The sequence below is a fragment of the Polaromonas sp. CG_23.6 genome, assembly GCF_029892315.1.
Lineage (GTDB): Bacteria > Pseudomonadota > Gammaproteobacteria > Burkholderiales > Burkholderiaceae_C > Polaromonas.
On record NZ_JARXUY010000001.1, the window covers coordinates 4,034,107 to 4,055,691 of the forward strand.

Annotated in this window: 20 protein-coding genes; 8 read left to right on the forward strand and 12 right to left on the reverse strand. The window is 62.6% G+C overall.

What is annotated here, in order from left to right:
- Window positions 1-558: 558 nt before the first annotated feature.
- Together H4V98_RS19100 and H4V98_RS19105 are read right to left on the reverse strand one after the other, a co-directional pair.
- On the reverse strand, window positions 559-1,224 hold the full coding sequence (locus H4V98_RS19100; protein WP_196861900.1) for a hypothetical protein: 666 nt from the start codon (window positions 1,222-1,224) through the stop codon (window positions 559-561).
- A gap of 171 nt (window positions 1,225-1,395) precedes the next feature.
- Window positions 1,396-2,124 carry an ATP-binding cassette domain-containing protein gene (locus H4V98_RS19105; protein WP_196861899.1) on the reverse strand — a complete coding sequence of 243 codons (729 nt, stop codon included), beginning with the start codon at window positions 2,122-2,124 and terminating at the stop codon, window positions 1,396-1,398.
- Window positions 2,125-2,547: 423 nt separating this feature from the next.
- Between H4V98_RS19105 and H4V98_RS19110 the strand changes: the two genes are divergently transcribed.
- Genes H4V98_RS19110 through H4V98_RS19120 form a run of 3 tightly spaced genes read left to right on the forward strand, consistent with a single transcriptional unit; the run spans window position 2,548 to window position 5,662 of the window.
- Window positions 2,548-3,585: a PQQ-dependent catabolism-associated beta-propeller protein gene (locus H4V98_RS19110; RefSeq protein ID WP_196861898.1), complete on the forward strand. Its 1,038-nt coding sequence runs from the start codon at window positions 2,548-2,550 to the stop codon at window positions 3,583-3,585.
- Window positions 3,585-4,805, forward strand: coding sequence for a branched-chain amino acid ABC transporter substrate-binding protein (locus H4V98_RS19115; RefSeq protein ID WP_196861897.1), 1,221 nt, complete (start codon window positions 3,585-3,587; stop codon window positions 4,803-4,805). The genes H4V98_RS19110 and H4V98_RS19115 overlap by 1 nt, the downstream gene beginning before the upstream one ends.
- Window positions 4,787-5,662, forward strand: coding sequence for an ABC transporter permease (locus H4V98_RS19120; protein ID WP_196861896.1), 876 nt, complete (start codon window positions 4,787-4,789; stop codon window positions 5,660-5,662). The genes H4V98_RS19115 and H4V98_RS19120 overlap by 19 nt, the downstream gene beginning before the upstream one ends.
- Window positions 5,663-5,848: 186 nt before the next feature.
- Here H4V98_RS19120 and pqqE read toward each other — a convergent pair whose 3' ends face one another.
- The 5 genes from pqqE to pqqA all read right to left on the reverse strand — a co-directional run bounded on the left by pqqE (window position 5,849) and on the right by pqqA (window position 9,167).
- On the reverse strand, window positions 5,849-6,964 hold the full coding sequence (pqqE, locus tag H4V98_RS19125) for a pyrroloquinoline quinone biosynthesis protein PqqE (protein ID WP_196862193.1): 1,116 nt from the start codon (window positions 6,962-6,964) through the stop codon (window positions 5,849-5,851).
- A 16-nt stretch (window positions 6,965-6,980) separates the two neighbouring features.
- A complete protein-coding gene (gene pqqD, locus H4V98_RS19130) occupies window positions 6,981-7,199 on the reverse strand; it encodes a pyrroloquinoline quinone biosynthesis peptide chaperone PqqD (RefSeq protein WP_231374574.1) in 219 nt (72 codons plus the stop codon).
- 100 nt (window positions 7,200-7,299) lie between these two features.
- On the reverse strand, window positions 7,300-8,076 hold the full coding sequence (pqqC, locus tag H4V98_RS19135; RefSeq protein ID WP_196861894.1) for a pyrroloquinoline-quinone synthase PqqC: 777 nt from the start codon (window positions 8,074-8,076) through the stop codon (window positions 7,300-7,302).
- A gap of 15 nt (window positions 8,077-8,091) precedes the next feature.
- A complete protein-coding gene (gene pqqB, locus H4V98_RS19140) occupies window positions 8,092-9,009 on the reverse strand; it encodes a pyrroloquinoline quinone biosynthesis protein PqqB (RefSeq protein ID WP_196861893.1) in 918 nt (305 codons plus the stop codon).
- Between the two features lie 83 nt (window positions 9,010-9,092).
- Entirely contained in the window at window positions 9,093-9,167 is a 75-nt protein-coding gene (gene pqqA, locus H4V98_RS19145) for a pyrroloquinoline quinone precursor peptide PqqA (RefSeq protein ID WP_084181563.1), read from the reverse strand.
- A gap of 90 nt (window positions 9,168-9,257) precedes the next feature.
- Between pqqA and H4V98_RS19150 the strand changes: the two genes are divergently transcribed.
- Window positions 9,258-10,382 (forward strand): alpha/beta fold hydrolase, encoded by a 1,125-nt coding sequence (locus H4V98_RS19150; protein ID WP_196861892.1) that lies wholly within the window; start codon window positions 9,258-9,260, stop codon window positions 10,380-10,382.
- Between the two features lie 210 nt (window positions 10,383-10,592).
- Here the strand turns inward: H4V98_RS19150 and H4V98_RS19155 are convergent, their stop codons facing one another.
- From H4V98_RS19155 to H4V98_RS19170, 4 genes are all read right to left on the reverse strand, one after another.
- Window positions 10,593-12,629 carry a sigma-54-dependent Fis family transcriptional regulator gene (locus H4V98_RS19155; protein ID WP_196861891.1) on the reverse strand — a complete coding sequence of 679 codons (2,037 nt, stop codon included), beginning with the start codon at window positions 12,627-12,629 and terminating at the stop codon, window positions 10,593-10,595.
- A 284-nt stretch (window positions 12,630-12,913) separates the two neighbouring features.
- Window positions 12,914-13,303, reverse strand: a complete 390-nt coding sequence (locus H4V98_RS19160) for a DUF779 domain-containing protein (protein WP_196861890.1) — start codon at window positions 13,301-13,303, stop codon at window positions 12,914-12,916.
- A gap of 105 nt (window positions 13,304-13,408) precedes the next feature.
- Window positions 13,409-14,929 carry an aldehyde dehydrogenase family protein gene (locus H4V98_RS19165; protein WP_196861889.1) on the reverse strand — a complete coding sequence of 507 codons (1,521 nt, stop codon included), beginning with the start codon at window positions 14,927-14,929 and terminating at the stop codon, window positions 13,409-13,411.
- Between the two features lie 472 nt (window positions 14,930-15,401).
- Window positions 15,402-16,382, reverse strand: coding sequence for an SAM-dependent methyltransferase (locus H4V98_RS19170; RefSeq protein ID WP_196861888.1), 981 nt, complete (start codon window positions 16,380-16,382; stop codon window positions 15,402-15,404).
- Between the two features lie 119 nt (window positions 16,383-16,501).
- Here H4V98_RS19170 and H4V98_RS19175 point away from each other — a divergent pair, with 119 nt between their 5' ends.
- The 4 genes from H4V98_RS19175 to H4V98_RS19190 all read left to right on the forward strand — a co-directional run bounded on the left by H4V98_RS19175 (window position 16,502) and on the right by H4V98_RS19190 (window position 19,351).
- Window positions 16,502-16,966, forward strand: coding sequence for a MarR family transcriptional regulator (locus tag H4V98_RS19175; protein WP_196861887.1), 465 nt, complete (start codon window positions 16,502-16,504; stop codon window positions 16,964-16,966).
- A gap of 71 nt (window positions 16,967-17,037) precedes the next feature.
- Entirely contained in the window at window positions 17,038-17,457 is a 420-nt protein-coding gene (locus tag H4V98_RS19180; RefSeq protein ID WP_196861886.1) for an organic hydroperoxide resistance protein, read from the forward strand.
- A 110-nt stretch (window positions 17,458-17,567) separates the two neighbouring features.
- Complete coding sequence (locus tag H4V98_RS19185) at window positions 17,568-18,617, forward strand: serine/threonine protein kinase (RefSeq protein WP_196862192.1); 1,050 nt, start codon at window positions 17,568-17,570, stop codon at window positions 18,615-18,617.
- A gap of 218 nt (window positions 18,618-18,835) precedes the next feature.
- Entirely contained in the window at window positions 18,836-19,351 is a 516-nt protein-coding gene (locus H4V98_RS19190; RefSeq protein ID WP_280757834.1) for a hypothetical protein, read from the forward strand.
- Between the two features lie 344 nt (window positions 19,352-19,695).
- On the opposite strand, the gene htpG is transcribed toward H4V98_RS19190, so the two are convergent.
- Window positions 19,696-21,585, reverse strand: a complete 1,890-nt coding sequence (htpG, locus tag H4V98_RS19195) for a molecular chaperone HtpG (RefSeq protein WP_196861883.1) — start codon at window positions 21,583-21,585, stop codon at window positions 19,696-19,698.

Below are 21,585 nucleotides of genomic sequence, written 5' to 3' on the forward strand. Positions count from 1 at the left end.
GGGAACCTGAATCGATCTTCTGGATCGACTCGGCCATACGCCTGGGCGACCCGGTGCTTCATCACAAATTAACTGACGCCTGACAAGGGAGGATGGAACACTGCAGCGCTACCTTGGCAGCACAAGAATGATCTTGGCTGCAGGACATTGCGCATATGAGCGAGCGCAAGATTGAGCGACTCAAAAAAATTCCAGGAATATCTGGAGATGGCACTGAACCGCCAGGTATCGCAGTTCAAGCCCTGGAGGAAAGCTGACTATGGGATTGCCCGAGGGCCAGCGCAGCTCTGGTGGCAACCATGGAGCATGGCGCTGGGGAGCTAAAGCCGGCAAAACAAGGTCTTGACCGACGACTTGACAGCGTCAAGACATTTGAAGCCAGATCGCCACCCGGCAGGCCCATGCAAACAGTCTAAAGGCCAAGGTCAACTGGCAATTCACGGCCAAGAATGGCCGCTTCAAGCGCAAGCGGCTCTACCCGACACTTGCGCTTGACGAGACAGTAGCTGGCAACGCATAAAAATGCGTGGCAACCTGCCGACTCAAACCAAAAAATTTTTAATTCGCAGCAAAACAGTACATCAGCCCTGCGCCACCGGTGGACTTGAGCGCGTCCATGCCGCAGCCGCGCGTGCCGTGCGATGCATTCCACGAAACGTTAGCGACCGGATCGGGGTTGGTGCCGTCGCGGTCATGGTGGCCCACGATGGCCGAGCCTTCTGCGCTCTGGGTCCAGTTGCCGCAGGTGGTGTCCTTGGCCGCCGTGGCCAGTCGGCCGTCCGGGGTGGAGCCGGTCAGGATGTCGTGCATGTTGACCGCATCGCCCCGGCCATTGACGACCTCGCCTTTTTCCGTCAGCGCGGTCTGCTTGGTGAGCTGGTTGCTGGCGCTGTGCAGGTTGTCTACGCTGGTGGCCACGATCACGCCCTTGGCATTTTGCCAGGGGCCACGGCCGATGCGGTCACGCGCATCGACCGCCGGGCTTGAGGCGCTGGGTGCGGCGCTGAGGTAGGCGCGCCAGTTCTTGTTGCCGGCATTGGCCGCCGTGGCCAGCTGCTGGCAATAGGCGTCGGCACCGGCCAGGCCGCCAAAGTTGGCGCCTTGACCCGGATTGGCGCTGGTGACAAAGAAACTCATTGCATTTTGCGGCGTCGAAGGCATGGGTGCGCAGGCAACGAGCATGACGGAAGTGGCAAGAAGTGCAAATTTCAGACGTGAATGCATGATGGGTCCCTTGAAGAATTGATAAAGGGGGTTTGTAAAGAAGAGGAAAGCGCCCCAGCACACTACGGCAGGCGCGCCTTCAGTTCAAGAGCGCAATCCCCTAACCTGTTTCTCGTCCTGCGTTGGCAAAGGAAAAAGATACTCGTCGCCGTCAAGCCCCGGGAGAGCCCGTCAAAATTTCCCCATCACCGGATCGTCTGCAAACTGCGCCTTGAAGGCGTCGCTGCTCCCTTCGAAACGCACCGTGCCGCCTTGCAGGAACAGCAGCCTGTCGGCCACTTCAATTTCTTCCATCAAGTGCGTGGCCCACAGCACGGCGACCTGGCTCTCGCTCACCAGCTTGCGGACAGTGGCGAGCAACTGCTGCCGCGAGCCCGGGTCCAGGCCGACCGTGGCTTCGTCCATCAGCAGCACGCGCGGCCGGTGCAGCAATGCACGCACCAGTTCGACCTTGCGACGAGTGCCGCCCGACAGGCTGCGCACCACGGCACCAGCCTGCCCGTCCAGTGCCATGCCCGCCAGGGCTTCGGCAATCCTGTCGCGCGCGCTGCGGCGGGGCAGGCCGTGCAGGTCGGTGTGGAACAACAGATTCGCCTGCACGGACAGGTCAAGGTCGAGCGCGGTTTGCTGGAACACCACGCCCAGCCCGGCCAGCGCGCGGCTTGCATGGGTGCGCATGTTGAAGCCCAGCACCTCGATGTGTCCGCTGTCCGGACTGAACAAACCGGTCAGCAGCTGCATCAGCGTGGATTTCCCCGAGCCGTTGGGCCCCAGCAGGGCGACCATTTCGCCGGCAAACAATTGCAGGCTGACGCCCAGCAGCGCCGGCTTGCCCGCATAGGACTTGTGCAGGTCGCGGGCTTGCAGCAGAGGCATGTTGACAGGTAAAGGAAGATTCATGAATTTGAGAGGGTCGTTGCCGCCAAGAGGTGCATGCGGCGCAACAATGCCTTTTCATGCGCCAGCGTTTTCAGGAGGGCCTGCGCATAGGCCCGGGTTGAAAGATAGTCCGGATTCTGATCGTAACGGGTGAGTGCCGCCTTGCAGGAACGCACCCTGCAGCAGTTTCACGATACGCACAGGCGAACCGCGGGGCGTATAACGAATGCCCGAAATCCAGTTCGCTGCAGCAGACTGAGGGGGAAGGCAAAAACAAAGGCATGGCATCAGACAGGTCAACAGGTTTGAACCCAATAGACCCACAACTGTTAAAAACGCAGGATGAACCCACAAGCAGACCCCTTGTTTTGGCCCCGCTTTTGCTTTCAGCGTCGATGCGTCCTGCAGCGTGCTCATTCATTACATCAACGCGCCAGAAAAACCATGCATCCCACGGCTCTCGAATCCCGGAAAAGCTATCGACCGGCCCGCTTCCTGCGCTCGACGCTGACGCTGGGCGCCAGCATCGCCGTCAGTGGCTTTTTGTCGATGGCGCGGGCCCAGTTGCCTGCGCCGACGCCCAACCGCGTGTATGTGTCCAGCGAGAAGGACAACCGCATCCAGGTGTTTGACACGCAGGGCCTGCGCCTCTCGGCCATCGACGTGTGCAAGCGACCGCGCCACATGCAGTTCAGCCCGGACCACCGGCAAATTTATGTGTCCTGCGGCGACAGCAACCAGATGGGGCGGGTGGACCTTGCCAGCGCCAAGATGACCGAAACCATGCCACTGGGCGACAGCCCTGAAATCTTCGACCTGAGCCCCGACGGCAAGACCGCTTTTGTCTCGATTGAGGACGAGAGTGTCATGGCAGCCTATGACCTGCAAAGCCGGGCCAAGCTGTTTGAAGTCAAGACGGGTGTCGAGCCCGAGGGCATTCTGCTGATGCCCGATGGCAAGCATGCCTATGTCACCTCCGAGGTGGCCAACGTGGTTCATTTGATCGATGTCGCACAGCAAAAAGTGGTCAAGAATATCCGCGTCGGCAACCGCCCCCGGCGCCTTGTGCTGGCCGCCAATGGCAAGGAACTGTGGGTCAGCAACGAACTGGGCGCCAGCGTCAGCATTTTGAGCACCGAGGACCAGACCGTCAAACACACGCTGCAGTTCAAGCTCAAGGGCATGCGTGCCAGCGACATCACGCCGGTGGGCATGGCGCTGAGCCCGGACGGAAAAACCGTATGGGTGACGCTGGGACGGGCCAACCATGTGGCCGAGGTGGACCAGGCGAGTCGCCAGGTGCGCAACACCATTTTGGTCGGCAAGCGCGCCTGGGGCGTGGCCGTGCACCCGGACGGCAAGACCGCGTATGTGACCAACGGCCTGTCCGACGACATGACCCTGGTCGATACCGTCGCCGGCAAGGCGGTGCGCAGCGTGGCAGCCGGGCGCGTGCCGCACAGCGTGCTGGTGCAGCCCTGATGGCTTGCACTGAAGGCCCGCGGAATGCCTGGCGGCGGGCGGTGGCCCTGGCGGCTGCAGGGCTGCTGGGCGGGATCTCTGTGGCGGCCCTGGCGGCACCAACCCCTGTCACGGTGGCGGTCATCAGCCAGTCGGACGATGCGCGCTATGCGCCCCACCGCCTGGAGCAGGCTTATCCCGGACATCCGCACGGACGCCCGCTGGCGGCAGCCCGCATGGCGGCAGAGGAATCCGGCATTGAACTGGAGGTGCTGGGCCTGAGCCTCAAGGTGATCGGGTTATCCATTGCCGACACGCAGGCCCTGCCGGCGGCGCTGGCGCAGCTCAAGGCCGCCAAGGTGCAGCATGTGCTGGCCGACCTGCCTGCGCCCGCACTGCAGCAGCTGGTACAGCAGGCACCCGCCGCACTGGGCGGCGCCATGGTCTTCAACATCAGCCTCGAAGACGATGTGCTGCGCGGCGAACAATGCGCGGGCCACCTGCTGCACACCTTGCCAAGCGCGCAGATGCGCAGCGATGCGCTGGCCCAGTACCTGGTGGCGCGGAACTGGCGCAAGCTCCTGCTGCTGCAAGGCCCCGAGCCGCAGGATGCGCTGCAGGCCCAGGCCTTGAGCCGGTCGGCACAGCGCTACGGCCTGAAAATTATTCAGAACCGGCCCTTCAAGCTCGGCGCCGATCCGCGCGAGCGAGACCTGGCCAACACGCGCCTGCTCACCGGTGATCGCGAGCATGAGCTGGTGGCCGTGGCCGACAGCGTGGGGGAATTTGCGCGCACCCTGCCCTACGCCACACAATGGCCGCGCCCGGTGGTGGGCAGCAGTGGCCTGATGGCGCTGGCCTGGCATCCGCACGGGGAACGCAGTGGTGCACAGCCGTTGTCGCGACGCTTTTACAAGCTGACCGGCCGACCCATGCAGAGCCATGACTGGGCCGCCTGGGTCGCTGTCAAGGCCGTGGCAGCGGTGCTGGCCGACGACCCCAAGGCCGGCCTGGCGCAGCAGCTCAAGCGCTTGCGTGGCGGCAACGTCTACCTCGATGGCGCCAAAGGGCAGCGCCTGTCATTTCGGCCATGGGACGGGCAGTTGCGCCAGCCGATGTTCCTGGCACACGGCGACGGCGTGGCCGGCGTGGCGCCGCTTGAAGGGGTGTTGCACCCTACCGAAGTCCTTGACACACTGGGCATGGATGAAAAGGAATCGGCATGCAGACAGAGCCCCTGAACCCGCGCTTGGCCAGTCCCGCGGCCACCGGCTTGCCGGATGACGCACCGGCCCGGCTGCCACACCTCGCGCGCGCGCTGCGCGCTGTGGTTGGCCGCGAGATCAACAAGTTCCTGCGCCAACCGTCGCGGCTGGCGTCCGCGCTGGTGCGGCCGCTGCTGTGGTTCGTGGTGTTCTCGGCGGGCTTTCACAGCGTGTTCGGCGTGTCCATCGTGCCGCCCTACGAAACCTATGTCGAATACCAGGTCTACATGGTGCCTGGCCTGCTGGCCATGGTGGCGCTGTTCAACGGCATGCAAAGCTCGCTGTCCATGGTTTATGACCGTGAGATGGGCGTGATGCGCCTGCTGCTCACCGCACCACTGCCGCGCGGCTGGCTGCTGGGGTTCAAGCTGCTGGCCGGCACCTGCCTGTCGGTGTTGCAGATGGCGGTGTTCCTGCTGATCGCGCGGGCCTTTGGCGTCACGCTGAGCTGGCAGCATGTGCCGCTGCTGTTTCTCGCCATGGTCAGCGGGGCCACGTTGCTGGCCGCACTGGGGTTGATGCTGTCGGTCTACATCAAGCAGCTGGAAAACTTTGCCGGCACCATGAACTTTGTGATTTTCCCGATGTTCTTCATCAGCCCGGCGCTGTTCCCGCTGTGGCGGCTTGAAGAGTCGGGCGCCTGGTGGATGCTCAGGCTGGCCCAGTGGAACCCGTTTACCCATGTGGTCGAAACACTGCGCTTTGCCATGTACGGGCAAGTCAACATGCTGTCCTTGTTAGTGGTGGTGGCAGGAAGCGCGTGTTTTTTTTGCCTCGCCTGGTGGGGCTACGACCCGCAGCGCGGCTGGATCCGGCAGCGCGGCGCGGCTTGAACGGCACCCGGCGCACAGCGGCGTCCTGCCCGTTCGGGCGATATTCGCCGTACGCGGCAGGGGTAAATTCATTTTTGAACACTGTCACACCCTGCAGGTGCGGCACTTCACTTTTGAGTCCGCCGTGCGTTAAACACATTTCCCATACAAAACCGCAGCCAGATTCCATCGAACCTGACCACCGGTTCAATTTTCCGGGTGCAGCGCGCGCGACGCTGCGTCGGTGCGAAAGATGATGGGCTGCTCGCGCCCTGCCGGTGCCTGGCGCACCAGTCGCACGACCTTGTCATGGTGCGGCGACTTGCTGCACACCGGGTCGGCCTGCGTGGCATCGCCGGTGATCTGGAAAGCCTGGCAGCGGCAGCCGCCGAAATCCTTGTGCCGCTCGTCGCAGTCGCGGCACGGCGCTTGCATCCAGGATTCCCCCCGGTAGGCATTGAAGGCCTGGCTGCGCACCCAGATATCGCCCAGCGGCTGATCCTGCACGCGTGGCAGTTGCAGGCCCGGCAGGTTGCGCGCGTTGTGGCAGGGCAAGGCCACGCCATCAGGCGCGATCGCAAGGAACACCGAACCCCAGCCATTCATGCAGGCCTTTGGACGCTCTTCAAAGTAATCGGGAACGACAAACAGGATCCGGCAGCGCGTGCCGTACTCGGCGCGGTAGCGCTGCACCACGGCCTCGGCTTCAATCAGCTGTGCGTGCGTCGGCATCAGGTGGTCGCGGTTGGTCCAGGCCCAGCCGTAGTACTGCGTGTTGGCCAGTTCCAGAAATTCGGCATCGAGGGCCAGCGCCATCTCGATGATCTTGTCCACATGCGGCAAGTTGTGCCGGTGCAGCACGCAGTTGAGCACCATGGGCCAGTCGTGCTGCTTGATCAGGCGCGCCACGCGCTGCTTGAGCTCGAAGGTTTTGGTATGGCTCAGGAAATCGTTGAGTTCGCGCGTCGAATCCTGGAAGGACAGCTGCACATGGTCCAGTCCGGCGTCTTTCAGCCGGCGGGCGCGGGCTTCGGTCAGGCCCACACCCGAAGTGATCAGGTTGGTATAAAAGCCCAGTTGCCGGGCTTCCTGCACCAGTTCTTCAAGGTCATCCCGGAGCAATGGCTCGCCGCCTGAAAAACCAAGCTGCGCCGCACCCAGCGCACGCGCCTGGCGCATCACATCGACCCATTGCGCAGTGCTCATCTCCGCTTGCAGACGGGCGTGCTGCGTCGGGTTGTAACAAAACACGCAATGCAGCGGACAGCGGTAGGTCAGCTCGGCCAGCAGCCACAGCGGCGGCGGCACGGCATCGTTAACCATGCCGGACAAAATCCCTTCAGACAATCCAGCCACGGCGCATTCCTTCGTGCAGCAGGTCACGCACCTGCGGCGCAATGCCTTTGGCATTGAACAGGATTTCAAGGTCGGCCACGATGGCGTCAATGCTGCGTTCGCCATTGCAGCGACGCAGGATTTCGGCAGAACTGTCGTTGAGTTTGACCATGCCTTCCGGATACAGCAGCACCCAGGCCGACTGCACCTTCTCGTATTGCATGCGGTACAGCCGCGACAGTTTGGGCAGTGCCGGCAAGGTCTGCGGCGCTTGTTCGCCAGGCACAGCGGGCGAAGCAGGCGATGAGGCTCCAGCGTTCATGTCAGTCCTTGGCGGGGGTGGCGTGGGGTTGATTGGGATTGAGGCAGACCTTCTCGATGGCGTCGAGCATGCTCCACAGAATGTCGAGCTTGAACTGCAAAATATCCAGCGCCCGGTGCTGGGCCGGGCGGGTCGTGAAGTGGTCGATTGTGACCTGCAACCCGTGCGCCACATCCCGGCCCGCCAGCGGAATACGGCTTCTGAAGTAATTCAGCCCCTCTGCGTCGATCCACGGATAGTGCGTGGGCCAGCCGGCCAGGCGGTCCTTGTGGATTTGCGGTGCGAACATTTCGGTCAGCGACGAGCACACGGCTTCCTGCCAGGGCGCACTGGCCGCGAAATTCACATAGGCATCGCAGGCAAAACGCACAGCGGGCGCGACGCCCTGCAGCGACCAGAGCTCTTCACGCGGGATACCGACGGCTTCGCCCAGGCGCGTCCACGCCTCAATGCCGCCAGCGGCCGAACCGGTGTAGTCGCCATAACCGTCATGGTCCAGGATGCGTTCGATCCACAGCCGGCGGTGGTCGCGGTCGGGCATGTTGGCCAGGACAGCAGCGTCCTTGCGCGGAATGCAGATCTGGTAGTAAAAGCGGTTTCTGACCCAGTGGCGTATTTCTTCAGGGGCGCACTGGCCGCTGTTCAAGCGGACATTGAAAGGGTGGTGGATATGGTAGCCCGCGCCCTGGGCGTGCAGGCGAGCCTCGAACTCTGTCCGCGTCCAGGCCGCGGCCAGGTCGCCGGCCAAATCGGGCTGTTGGGTTTGCGCAAGTTCCATGAAATAAATCGGCAGTCAGAAAACCAGTTGCATGCCATCCCAGGCGACTTCGATGCCATGCGCGGCCAGCAGGGCGCGTTCGGCGGAGTCTTCCTGGAGGATGGGATTGGTGTTGTTGATATGAATGAGTATTTTGCGAACGCCCGGCGGGAGTCGGTCAAGCTGGGAAATCATGCCCTGGGGACCGCTTTGCGGCAGGTGGCCCATTGCGGCAGCGCTCTTTTTTGACAAGCCCAGGCGCTGCATTTCGTCTTCGGTCCAGAACGTGCCATCGACCAGCACCATCTGGCATTTACCCATCAGGTCCAGAAGATCAGGCGTGACCTCGCCCAGGCCAGGCGCATAAAACACGCGCGCGCCGCTTTCAGGATTTTCAATCACCAGGCCAATGTTGTCGCCCGGACGCGGGCAATTGCGAAACGGAGAATAAGGCGGAGGCTTGGACGACAGGACGATGGGCCTCAGCGCCAGGCCAGGCAATCCGGGGACGGTTTGCAAGCTGGCGTCGGGCCGCAGCGGCAGCGCCTGAATGCCGCAGTAATGCGACAGGATGCGGGTGATGGGGAAGCCTTCACCAAGCTCTGAAAGCACTTCAGGGGTAGCCAGCAGGGGCAAGGGGCTGGCGCGTTCGCGCAGCATCAGCAATCCGGTGACATGGTCGATCTGCGCATCCATCAGCAGCACGGCGGCAATGCCGCTGTCGCGCACTGTGCGGGCAGGCTGCAATTCGGGATGGGCGCGGATCTGGGTCAGGACATCGGGCGAGGCGTTGACCAGCAGCCAGTCCTCACCGTTGGCGCTGACGGCAATCGACGACTGGGTGCGGGCTTGCGCATTCAACGTGCCGCGCCTGAATCCATCGCAGTTGGGGCAATTGCAATTCCACTGGGGAAAACCGCCGCCTGCTGCCGAGCCTAGAACGCGTAAATGCATGAATCAAATTCCGGAAAAAAAGAAAACCAGCCAAAACCGGCCGGAGAGCGCAAAAGCTTGCGTTCCCCGGCGGTATAAATGGCTCAGCGGTTTGCGATGTACATCGTGATTTCGAAACCGAAACGCAGGTCAGTGAAAGAAGGGGCGGTCCATTGCATGATGAGTCTCCAGTGGTTGGAATAAGGGATGATTACAAACCTGTCACCGCTTTCGGCAGCAACCGGCTCGCCCACTGTAATGCAACTTCAATGCCAAATCAAACCACGCCCCCTACCCCTCCAGCCGTAAAGGCCAAACCGGATACCGGCTGGCATTCACCCCACTTTGTGGCAACCGGTCGCGGTGCGCGCATGGCTTACCGCGACTGCGGGGCGCCAAACGGCGAATGCTGGCTGGTGGTGCATGGCGGGCCTGGCGCCTCGTGCCATCCGGGTTTGCTTGCACCCTTTCAACTCAGCCGCCAGCGCGCCGTGCTGCCTGACCAGCGCGGCGCTGGCCGGTCGCGCCCGGCAGCCCGGCTGGCGGGCAACCACACCGACCAGCTGGTGGCTGACCTGGAGACCCTGCGCCGCCACCTGGGCATTGAACGCTGGGCCTTGCTGGCGGGCTCGTGGGGCACCGTGGTGGCCTTGCGCTATGCCCAGGCGCACCCGGACAGGGTCACGCGGCTGGTACTGCGCGGCGCTTTTGCGCTCACGCGCCGGGAAATTTTTGGCCTTCTCCGCCCCGATCCCAGGCGCGACCGCGCGGTGTTGCAGAGCCCTTACTGGCCGCGCGCGCCCTACAGCGGCGACGCGCGGGTGCTTGCACGGCTTGGGCAGATGCTGCAATCGGCAACGCCCGGTGTCGCCGCACGGAACGTTGTGCGCTGCTGGAATTTGCTGGAGTTGCGCTCGGCGCTGAGCGGCTTGTGGCGCAGCGTGGTCCACTCGGCCAGTGTGGAGAATGCGCCACCGGGCGACCCGCGACAGCGCGCCAATGCGCACCGCCGCGCCTGGGCGCAGATCAAACGCCAGCAGCGGCGCAGCCTGGCCAACCTCCAACAGGCGCGTACCAGCCGCACGGACCAAAGTGGCTGGAAAAAATTCCGGATTCAGGGCCATTACCTCAGGCACAAAGGCTTTGTGCGCCCCGGCACGCTGGACAGCGCCGTACGCCGCCTGGCGCTGCGCGCAATTCCCAGCGACTGGGTGCATGGCCGCTTTGATGCGGTCTGTCCACCCAGGAACACCCGCCGCTGGGTGGCACAGCAGGAAGCGCTGCGAAACGGACTGGCCAGAGCGCACTGGCCGCTGGCAGGCCATCTGGCCAGCGAGCCGGGTGTGCGCGACACGCTGGCAAAGGCAGTCCGCCAGCCCCGCACGGCCCCTTGAAATTTTCAAGACACGAAACCGGCCGGAGCCAGACCCACAGGGCTTGACTTCAGGAAGTCGATGATTTTTTGTATCAAAAAGGCATTTTGCGCTTATCCTGAATTCCTCAACAGCTATTAATTCAGTAGCAATAAAAGCCAATCGTCCAGAGAAAATCCGGGGTAATTTCGCGCTGACCGACACCCCATAGCGCAGGACGACGGCACAGCATCATTTCCAGACATCCGGCGGCAGCTGGTCTTTTTTGCGGTAGATGGTATTGCGCGAAACCCCGAGCGCCTTGGCAGTAGCCGACACGTTGCCCTGGTGCTGGCGCAGCATCCGGGCCATGGCGGACAAGGCGACATCCTGCAGGCTGTGACCAGCGGCTTCGCAGACCGGCCGTTCATGCACCGGGACATGCCGAATCTCCGGGACGGCGCTGGCGGCCGGCGTTTTCTCCAACGGCTGGCCGGCGGGCGGTTGCGCCAGTTCTTCAAGAAAGTCGTCGGGCAGGTGAATGCGCTCGATCAGCCCCTCGCAGCCGATCATGACCACGGCAGTGCGCAGCAGGTTGTGCAACTGGCGGAAGTTGCCAGGCCAGTGGTAGGCGCGGAACATGGCCTGCACGTCGGCCGCCAGCCCGACCTTCGCACCCTTGTCGCACAGGCTGCCGATGATCTTGCTGAGGACCAGATCAAAGTCGGTTCGCTCGCGCAGCGCCGGCAGGCGCACCACCAGACCGTTCAGCCGGTAATACAGGTCTTCCCGGAACTCGCCGCGCGCGATCATGTCCTTGAGGCTTTTATTGGTGGCGCACACGATGGCAATATCGACGTCCACTTCCCTGCTGGCGCCGAGCGGACTGACGCGGCGGTCCTGCAGCACGCGCAGCAGGCGTGCCTGCAAATGCCGGGGCATGTCGCCGATTTCATCGAGAAACAGGGTGCCGCCGTTGGCCTGCTGGATTTTGCCGATGGCGCCTTTCTTGCGCGCCCCGGTGAAGGCGCCGTCCTCGTAGCCAAACAGTTCGGACTCGATCAGGGTTTCGGGAATGGACGCGCAATTGACCGACACAAAGGGCTTGGCAGCCCGGTCGGAGTCGCCATGAATGGCCTGCGCCATCAGGTCCTTGCCGGTGCCGGTTTCTCCCAGGATCATGATCGGGATGTCGCGCCCGCGCACCATGCGGAGCTTGCGGATCACTGCCGACACCTGCGGGTCGCCGGTGTCGAGGTAACGCAGCGTGGACAACTGCAGCTTGCGCGTCGCAGTGTTCCGGTTGATGTCCGGGTCGGCCGGCAGGCCTAGCGCGGCGACATGGCTCGCGTCGTGACCCCCAAACCACTGCACTGCCTGCTTGATTCTGACCCGGCAGGACACCGTCACGCCGTTGTGCAGGCACATTGCATGCAGCCGGGGAATACCGCCCCGGCAGAGCTCGTAAAGTTGCGACATGGCAATGCCGAACAGTGACGAAAAAGTGTGTGCCTTCAGCGCGTTGTGGGACAAGCCCAGCTGGAACTGCGCGCTGCGGTTGGCCGACAGGAAGTGCCCTTCAGGGGAAAACACCACGATGCCCTCGACCAGCGTGCCGATGAATTCGGGACGGCTGTGGAAATGCAGGCGCACAGCCTTCGGGAAGATGTCGGCGAACATGTGGTTTTCAACCATTTGCGCCGTCATTCGCACCAGCGCCATCGTGTGCGGGTGAACGCTGCGGTGGTCGCCGCTCACGTCCAGCGCCCCGATCAGCTGGCCGTAGGGGTCCATGATGGGTGCGCACGAGCAACTCATGAACTTGTTGGCGTTCATGTAGTGCTCGCCGCCATGCACCATGACGGGCAGCTCCTCGCGCAGCGCGGTGCCGATGGCATTCGTGCCTTTGCTGTCTTCAGACCAGTCCACGCCGGGCGTCAGCGCCACCTGCGAGGCCTTTTCCAGAAAGTCGCTGTCGCCCAGCGAGTGCAACACCACGCCCTTGGCCGACGTCAGCAGCACCATGCTGTGGGTGTTGGCGATCTGCCCATACAGCGTTTCCATGGCGGGCGCGGCATGCAGCATCAAAAAACGGTTTTCTTCCACCGTCTGCGTCAGGACGATTTGGCTGGGCAGAGAAAAATCGGGGGGGTCGGAACTGGCAATACCGAAGGACTGCGAACGCTGGTGAGACGCGTCGATCAGCACGCGCTTTCGTTCGTCTTCTGTTTCGTAGCCGCTTGGCGAGTCTGCGCGGGAAGGTGAATAGCGGGTAGCCGGAATGCTCATCCTCCTCTCCTTGAATTGCGTGTGCGACCTGCGCGAAATATGGCGCGAGACCTTTTGGTGTCCTTGCCTTGCGATTCGGCCCGGCCCGTCTTACGGCGGACGAATGCTTGGAACGACCCCATTCTGCAACACGACAACAAAGGCGCACAACAGCACCAACCCTTGAGCCCAAAGAAGTTCTCGCCTTTTTCTGGCGATTCAATCAAACGCGAATGTGTGACCTACCGGCACACGCAAGGCATCAATCCCGCCAAAGCTGGCTTGCCTTGAACCAGGTCAGAGATTCACAAGGCTTGTGCCCCGGATTGCGCGGCATCCTGCCTTTCGATTTCTTCCAGTTCCGCTTCGGTGAAGACCCGCGAACGCGTGTGAAACGCCTTGCCCTCGGGGCCTTCGAGCGAGAACGTGCCGCCATGCCCGTCAATGACGTCGATGATCAGCTGCGTGTGCTTCCAGGACGCGTACTGCGACTTGCCGATGTAAAACCGCGCACCGCCGATCTCGCCCAGAAAGACATCGCCTGCGCCCATCGTGATCTCGCCCGGCAGGTAGCAATTGGCCGCACTGTTGTCGCAGCAGCCGCCGGACTGGTGGAACATGACGGTGCCATGTTTCGCCTGGAGCTGCTCGACCAGTTCGAGCGCCGCCGGGGTGGCAATGACTTTTTCAACCATCTCGATCTCCCGTTAAAACACCATGAAACGCAAAAAGGGACGGTTGCCCGTCCCCGTGAATGCTGCGCGGCCTTGGGCCGACCGTTCAGCAACAGGTCAAAAATATCAGAAGAACCCGAGCTTTTGCTCGCTGTAGCTGACCAGCAGGTTCTTGGTCTGCTGGTAGTGGCCCAGCATCATCTTGTGGTTTTCACGGCCCAGACCCGATTCCTTGTAGCCGCCAAACGCCGCGTGCGCCGGGTAGGCGTGGTAGCAGTTGGTCCAGACGCGGCCGGCCTTGATGGCGCGGCCCATGCGGTAGGCGACATTGCCGTTGCGGCTCCACACGCCGGCACCCAGGCCGTAGAGCGTGTCGTTGGCAATGGCCAGCGCATCGGCCTCGTCCTTGAAGGTGGTCACGGCCAGCACCGGGCCAAAGATTTCCTCCTGGAAGATGCGCATCTTGTTGTGGCCCTTGAACAGCGTGGGCTTGACGTAATAACCGCCTTCGTAATCGCCGCCCAGCTCGGCCTGCTCGCCGCCAATCAGCACCTCGGCGCCCTCCTGGCGACCCAGTTCGAGGTAGGACATGATCTTGGTGAGCTGCTCCTTGGACGCCTGCGCACCCATCATGGTGTCGGTGTCTAGCGGGTTGCCCATCTTGATGGCGGCGACGCGCTGAAGCACGCGCTCCATGAAAGCGTCGTAAATCGATTCCTGGATCAGCGCACGCGACGGCGCGGTGCAGACCTCGCCCTGGTTGAAGGCAAACAGCACCAGGCCTTCGATGGCCTTGTCCAGGAAACTGTCGTCCTTGTCCATCACATCGGCAAAAAAGACGTTGGGCGATTTGCCGCCAAGCTCCAGCGTGGCCGGAATCAGGTTGTTGGCCGCTGCCTGCGCAATCACGCGGCCGGTCGAGGTGGAGCCGGTGAAGGCGATCTTGGCGATGCGCTTGCTGGTGGCCAGCGGCATGCCGGCTTCGCGGCCGTAGCCATTGACGATGTTGAGCACGCCGGCGGGCAGAAGGTCGGCAATCAGTTCGGCCACCAACAAAATACTGATGGGCGTGGATTCGGCGGGCTTGAGCACCACGCAGTTGCCGGCGGCCAGCGCCGGGGCCAGTTTCCAGGCGGCCATCAGGATCGGGAAGTTCCAGGGAATGATCTGGCCGACGACGCCCAGCGGCTCGTACAGGTGGTAGGCGACGGTGTTCTCGTCGATCTCGCTGATGCCGCCTTCCTGCGCGCGGATGCAACCGGCGAAATAGCGAAAGTGGTCAATGGCCAGCGGAATGTCGGCATTCAGCGTTTCGCGGATCGGCTTGCCGTTGTCCACGGTTTCGGCCCAGGCCAGCAGTTCGAGGTTGGCTTCGAGGCGGTCGGCCACCTTGAGCAGCACGTTGGAGCGCTCGCCTGCAGAGGTGCGGCCCCATGTGTCGGCGGCCGCATGGGCGGCGTCAAGGGCGCTTTCGATGTCTTCGGCGGTGGAACGGGCGACCTGCGTGTAAGGCTTGCCATTGACCGGGCTGATCACGTCGAAGTACTGCCCCTTGGCCGGCGCAAGCCACTCGCCGCCGATGAAGTTGTCGTACCGGGCTTTGTAGGTGTGCGGGGCGTCCGGGGCGCCGGGTGCTGCGTAGATCATGGGTCTCCTTTTTCGGGTCAATGGCGAAATGGCCTTCCTTGCGGGTACTGCATCAGTATCAAGGAACGTGCCAGCGGGGCGAAGACGGAAAACCCGCATTGCTCGCCCGTTTCCCGGATATTTCGCTATCCTTTTGCAGCCCTTGCCTCACGGCGCACAGGCCATCGGATCAATTTTGCTCCTTAATTCATAGCTGCTTGCATCTACTGAAATTGCGCCAGAGCCATTTTTAATCAAAAATAGCTTTCACTGAATCAAAACCAAAGCGCTCTTGCGCAGTTTGTGTCACATGCGCCGGCTTGAGGCGCCATGCAACGTTCCGTTCCGAGACACCTGTGACAAAACAGAACACTCACCGGCCGCCTGCTTTTTTTAGCTTTCGCTTCACGCACGGCTGTCGCCCACACCGACTGGGTACTTTGGGCAGCACTGGTTTGCGCGTGCTGATGCAGAATTCCGCCCCGGCCAGCTGTCACGCTGGCCCGGCGTCCCCGGCCGCCACCGCGAAGCGCGCCGTCAACTCGCCCAGGCCCAGTTCGGCCAGCACCTGCTGCAAGCGCGTCTGCGCGGCGCGGGTCTTTGCCGCATGGGCTCCGTTCGACAGGGCCGGGCGGCTGGCCAGAATGAGTTCGTTTTTCATCGAATGCTCCCAGCCAACCAGTTCGGTCACCGTGACCTGGTAGCCGTTGGCCTCCAGCTGCAGGCAGCGCAGCACGTTGGTGATCTGGCTGCCGAATTCGCGGGTGTGCAGCGGATGGCGCCACAACTCGGCCAGCGGGTTCTTGTTCAGGTTCAAGGCGCGTGTTTTTCTCAGCACGCCGGCCACCTCGGCCTGGCAGCAGGGCACCAGCACCATGTGGCGCGCCTGCTTGGCCAGGCCAAAGGCGATGGCGTCGTCGGTGGCGGTGTCGCAGGCATGCAGCGCGGTGACGATGTCCACCTGCGGCGGCAGGTCGGCGGCGCTTGTGGCTTGCTGCACCGACAGGTTCAAAAAGGACATGTTCGCAAAACCCAGCCGCAGCGCCAACGCGCGCGATTTTTCCACCAGTTCGGCGCGGGTTTCAATGCCGTAGACATGGCCGTTGACCTTTTCGCCCTGGTGCGCCACGTTGAAGAACAGGTCGTACAGGATGAAACCCAGATAGGACTTGCCGGCGCCGTGGTCGGCCAGCGTGAAGCCGTGGCCGTTGGCCGACACTTCCTTCAGCAGCGGCTCAATGAACTGGTACAGGTGATAGACCTGCTTGAGCTTGCGCCGCGTGTCCTGGTTGAGCTTGCCTTCACGGGTCAGGATGTGCAGCTCCTGCAGCAGCTCGATTGACTGGCCGGGCCGGAGTTCTTCAATCACCTGGACCGGCTTTGCCGCATGGGCGGCAGCCAGGGCCTTGCGCGAAGTCTTGCCGGTGGATTTGTCGCTGGGTTTTACGGGGGTAGGTGAACTGGATTTTTGCATGGCCATCCAGTTTAGCCGCGTGCTGTTTTTGCAGCCTTTGCCTGCCCCAGGAGGATCCCGTGCTTGAGTTTTCAGCAACCAAATTGCACGTAATTAAGTTGTGTGCAATAATAAAACCCATGTCCGATCAATCCCCGACCGATACACAGGCGAAAGCCGACGCCATGCTGCTGCTGGACAACCAGTTGTGCTTTGCGCTGTATTCGACCTCTCTCGCCATGACGCGGCGCTACCAGCCGCTGCTGCAGGCGCTGGGCATCACGTATCCGCAGTACCTGGCGCTGCTGGTGCTGTGGGAGCGCGACGGCTTGTCCGTGTCCGAACTGGGTGAGCGGCTTTTTCTCGATTCGGGAACGCTCACGCCCTTGCTCAAGCGGCTTGAATCGGCGGGTCTGGTGTCGCGCCTGCGTGCGGTTGATGACGAGCGCTGCGTTCACATCACGCTGACGCCTGCCGGCCGTGCGCTGAAGGCGCAGGCCGCCAACATCCCCGACTGCATCCGGCGCGCCACCCATTGCACGACATCCGAACTGCTATCGTTGACACGGCAGGTACAAGCCCTGCGCCAGCAATTGCGGGCCTGAGCATATAGCCTCAATCCCCCTATTCCGATTTTTCAACCCGCCCCGATTCCGGGGCATTTCCAAGGAAACGCATGACCACGAAACTTGACCAGGTGCTTTACACCGCCCAGACCAACACCACCGGCGGCCGCGACGGCCAGGCCAAATCCAGCGATGCCCGCCTGAACGTCAACCTGAGCTCGCCCGGCACCACCGGCAACGGCACCAACCCCGAGCAGCTGTTTGCTGCCGGTTATTCCGCCTGCTTCATCGGGGCGATGAAGGCCGTCGCCGGCACGAAAAACATTACTTTGCCCGCCGACATCAGCATTGACGCCAGCGTGGACCTGGGCAAGATTCCGAATGGCTACGGCATTGCCGTTCGCATGGAAATTTCCCTGCCCGGCATGGACGCTGCCGCAGCGCAAGACCTGATTGATGCCGCGCACCAGGTGTGCCCGTACTCGAACGCCACACGCGGCAACATCGACGTGACGCTGACGCTGAAATAAGCGCGCAGGCCCAGGCCGCACCCCAGGCCCGCCCGCTTGACAACCGGCGGGCTTTTTTGCGCCTGCCGCTGGCGCTTGAAACAGGCCCTGCGGTGGGGCCACAATCGGGCATGACCGATTACAACAAGGCGCCTGCAGCACGCCACGACATCCATGTTTACGAACACCTGACGCCCGACGTCGTGCTGGACGCGCTGGCCAGCGTCGGATTGGTCGGCGACGGCCGCCTGATGGCGCTGTCCAGCTATGAAAACCGGGTGTACCAGGTGCACCTGGAAAGCCCCGTGGGCAGCGCCGAGCGGGCAGGCGAGATCGTGGTGGTCAAGTTCTACCGTCCCAAGCGCTGGAGCGACGCGCAAATCCTGGAAGAACATGCGTTTGCCGCCGAGCTGATGACCGCTGAAATCCCGGTGGTCGGCCCTTTGCTGCTGAACGGCACGACGTTGAACCCCTTCAACGACTTCAGCTTCAGCGTGTCGCCCAGCCGTGGCGGCCGGCGCCCCGAGCTGGACAACCTTGACGTGCTCGAATGGATTGGCCGCTTCCTGGCGCGCATCCACACGGTGGGCGCGGGCCGGCCTTTCGAGCACCGCCCTGCCCTGAACCTGCAGACGTTTGGCAACGACTCGCGCGATGCCCTGCTGGCGGGCGGCTACCTGCCGCTGGACATGGAGTCACGCTGGCTCAAGGCCTTCGACGAAGCCATGGTGGTTGCGAAAGGTGTGTTCGACAGCGTTCCGCAGGCGCGCCAGTTGCGCCTGCATGGCGACTGCCACCCCGGCAACATTTTGTGGACGCCCGAAGGCATGCCGCTGGCCGGGCCGCATTTTGTCGATCTGGACGACGCGAGGAGCGGCCCGGCGGTCCAGGACTTGTGGATGCTGCTGTCGGGCGACCGGCCCCAGCAGCTGCGCCAGCTGGGCGCGCTGGTCGATGGTTATGACGAATTCGGCCAATTTGACCGGCGCGAGCTGGTGCTGATCGAGCCGCTGCGCACGCTGCGCCTGGTGCATTACAGCGCCTGGCTGGCGCAGCGCTGGCACGACCCGATCTTTCCAATCAATTTTCCGTGGTTTGGCTCGAGCGACTACTGGAAAGGCCAGGTGGACATGCTCGTCGAACAGACCGAGGCGATGCAGGCGCCGCCGCTGGTGGCCTGAGGCGGCGAGGCGGCGATTTCGCCTTCAGTGGCAGCCGGCACTACCTTGCAGGCGCTGACGTCGCCTGGGCAGGCACAGGCTGAGCGCCTTGTGGATGCGCCTGTCCATGCCTGAGCATCCGCCGGCCCACCGAGCCAGGGGCTGGTGCATGGCAGCGATGCTTTGCCTGGCGGAAGTCGCCAGCGCCTGGGCCGCTGCGCCGGCAGACGCTTTGGCCCGTGCGGCAATCTCCGGCACGCTTGCCGAGCCGCCCCCCCCCCCTGCTGGTGCCGGTGCAGGGCATTACCCCCCGCGAGTTGCGCGACACCTTTGGCGATGGCCGGGAAGGCGGCCACGAGGCCATCGACATCCTGGCGCCCACCGGCACGCTGGTGCTGGCGGCAGACGACGGCCACATCGCCAGGCTGTTCCTCAGCAAGCCCGGCGGCATCACCGTCTACCCGTTCGACCCAAGCGGGCGACTCGCCTATTACTACGCACACCTGGAACGCTATGCCGACGGGCTGGCCGAGTGCCAGGCGGTACGGCGGTACGGCGGTACGGCGCGGCAGCGTGATCGGCTGCGTTGGCGCCACCGGCAATGCCAATACGGACGCGCCGCATCTGCATTTCGCCATTTTCTGGCTCGGCCCCGAAAAGCAGTGGTGGAAAGGCGAGCCGGTCAACCCCTTCCCCTACCTAGGCGGGCGCCAGCCTTGAAGTCGGCTTGCCAATGCGCCTTCATGGCACCCTGAAAATGGCCATAATGCTATTAATTAAATAGCTGCTTGCGTTTTACTGACGGGCGCCAATGGCATTTTTAATGATGTACAAGGCAATTCTTCAGCGCGCTTTTCAGGGGAAAGCGCAAGACAGGTATTGCGCTAATCCGGGGCTCTACTGTCATCCCGGGCTCGACCCGGGATCCATGCCTTTTCCCAAGGCGGCGTCATGGATTGCGGATCCCCGGATCAAGCCCGGGGCATACTCAATCCGCAATAAAAAAGAGAATGCGAAGCGCTTCAGGGTACTGAATAGTTACCAAAAAAAAAGGCCCCGGCGTGATCCGGGGCCTTGTGCATTCAGTGCGGTGACGCGTTCACACCAGCAGCGCATTCACCCGGCGCACATAGGCCGCCGGATCCGCCGGCATGCCGCCTTCGGCCAGCAGCGCCTGGTCGAACAAGATGTTGGCCAGGTCGTCGAAACTGGCCGATTCGCTGCTCGCTTCGAGCTTCCTGACCAGCGGATGCTGGGCATTGACTTCCAGAATCGGCTTGACTTCTGGCACGCTCTGGCCAGCCTGCTTGAGCATGCGCGCCAGTTGCGTGGACATGTCGCCGTCCTGCACCACCAGACACGCCGGTGAATCGACCAAGCGGCTGGTGGCGCGCACGTCGGACGCCTTGTCTTTCAGCGCTTCCTTCAGCTTGTCCAAAATTGGCTTGAACTGGGTTTGCGCTTCTTCGGCGGCTTTTTTCTCGTCCTCGTCCTGCAGCTTGCCCAGATCGACCGCGCCCTTGGCGACCGACTGCAGTGGCGTGCCGTCAAACTCATTCAGGTAATTCAGCGCCCACTCGTCGACCCGGTCGGCCATCAGCAGCACCTCGATGCCTTTCTTGCGGAAGATTTCCAGCTGCGGGCTGTTCTTGGCGGCGGCCAGCGTGTCGGCGGTGATGTAGTAAATCGCGTCCTGGCCGTCCTTCATGCGCGCCTTGTAGTCGGCAAAGCTCACGCTGGTGGTGTCGGTGGTCGAGCTGGCAAAGCGCAGCAGCTTGGCCAGGCGCTCGCGGTTGGCATGGTCTTCGCCCAGGCCTTCCTTCAGCACCGCGCCGAATTCGGCATAGAAGGCCGTGAATTTTTCCGGCTCGTTGTTCGCCAGGTCCTCGACCATCGACAGCACGCGGCGGGTGTTGCCTTCGCGAATGGCTTTGACGGCGCGGCTTTCCTGCAGCAGTTCGCGCGACACGTTCAGCGGCAGGTCGGACGAATCGACCACGCCTTTGACAAAACGCAGGTAGCTGGGCAGCAGCGCCTGGGCGTCATCCATGATGAAGACGCGCTTGACGTAGAGCTTGACGCCGGCGGCCTTGTCGCGCTGAAACATGTCCATTGGCGCCTTGGCCGGGATGAACAGCAACTGCGTGTATTCGGTCGCGCCTTCGACGCGGTTGTGCGTATAGGCCAGCGGCGCTTCGCTGTCGTAGCTGATCTGTTTGTAGAACTCGGCGTAATGCTCGGGCGTGATGTCTTTCTTGGCGCGCGTCCAGAGCGCGGCGGCCTGGTTCACGGTGTCCCATTCGCCGGTTTTGGCCATCTCGCCCGGCTGGTCGTTTTCGCCTTCCTTCCACTCTTCTTTTTCCATCATGATGGGCAGCGAAATATGGTCGGAATACTTGTTGATGACGCTTTTCAGCTTCCAGGCGTTCAGGTACTCGCTGGCGTCTTCTTTCATGTGCAGCGTGATGCTGGTGCCGCGTTCGGCGCGCTCGATCTCGCCGACCTCGAATTCGCCCGTGCCGTCGCTGACCCAGCGCACGCCTTGGGCTGCAGGCAGACCGGCGCGGCGGCTTTCGACGGTGATCTTGTCGGCGACGATGAAGCCCGAGTAAAAGCCGACGCCGAACTGGCCGATCAGCTGCGAATCGGCCTTCTGGTCGCCCGACAGGCTGGACACGAAGTCGCGCGTGCCGCTCTTGGCAATCGTACCGAGGTGGTCAATCGCCTCCTGCTGCGACATGCCGATGCCGTTGTCGGTGATGCTCAAGGTTTTGGCGGTGGCATCGAAGCTGACGCGCACCTTCAGTTCGCTGTCGTTTTCGTACAGGCCGGCGTCGTTCAACGATTCAAAGCGCAGCTTGTCGCAGGCATCCGAGGCGTTGGAAATCAGCTCGCGCAAAAAGATTTCAGGGTTGGAGTACAGCGAATGCGTGACCAGCTTGAGCAGCTGTGCAACTTCGGCTTGAAAGGGACGGGTTTGTTTTTGCAT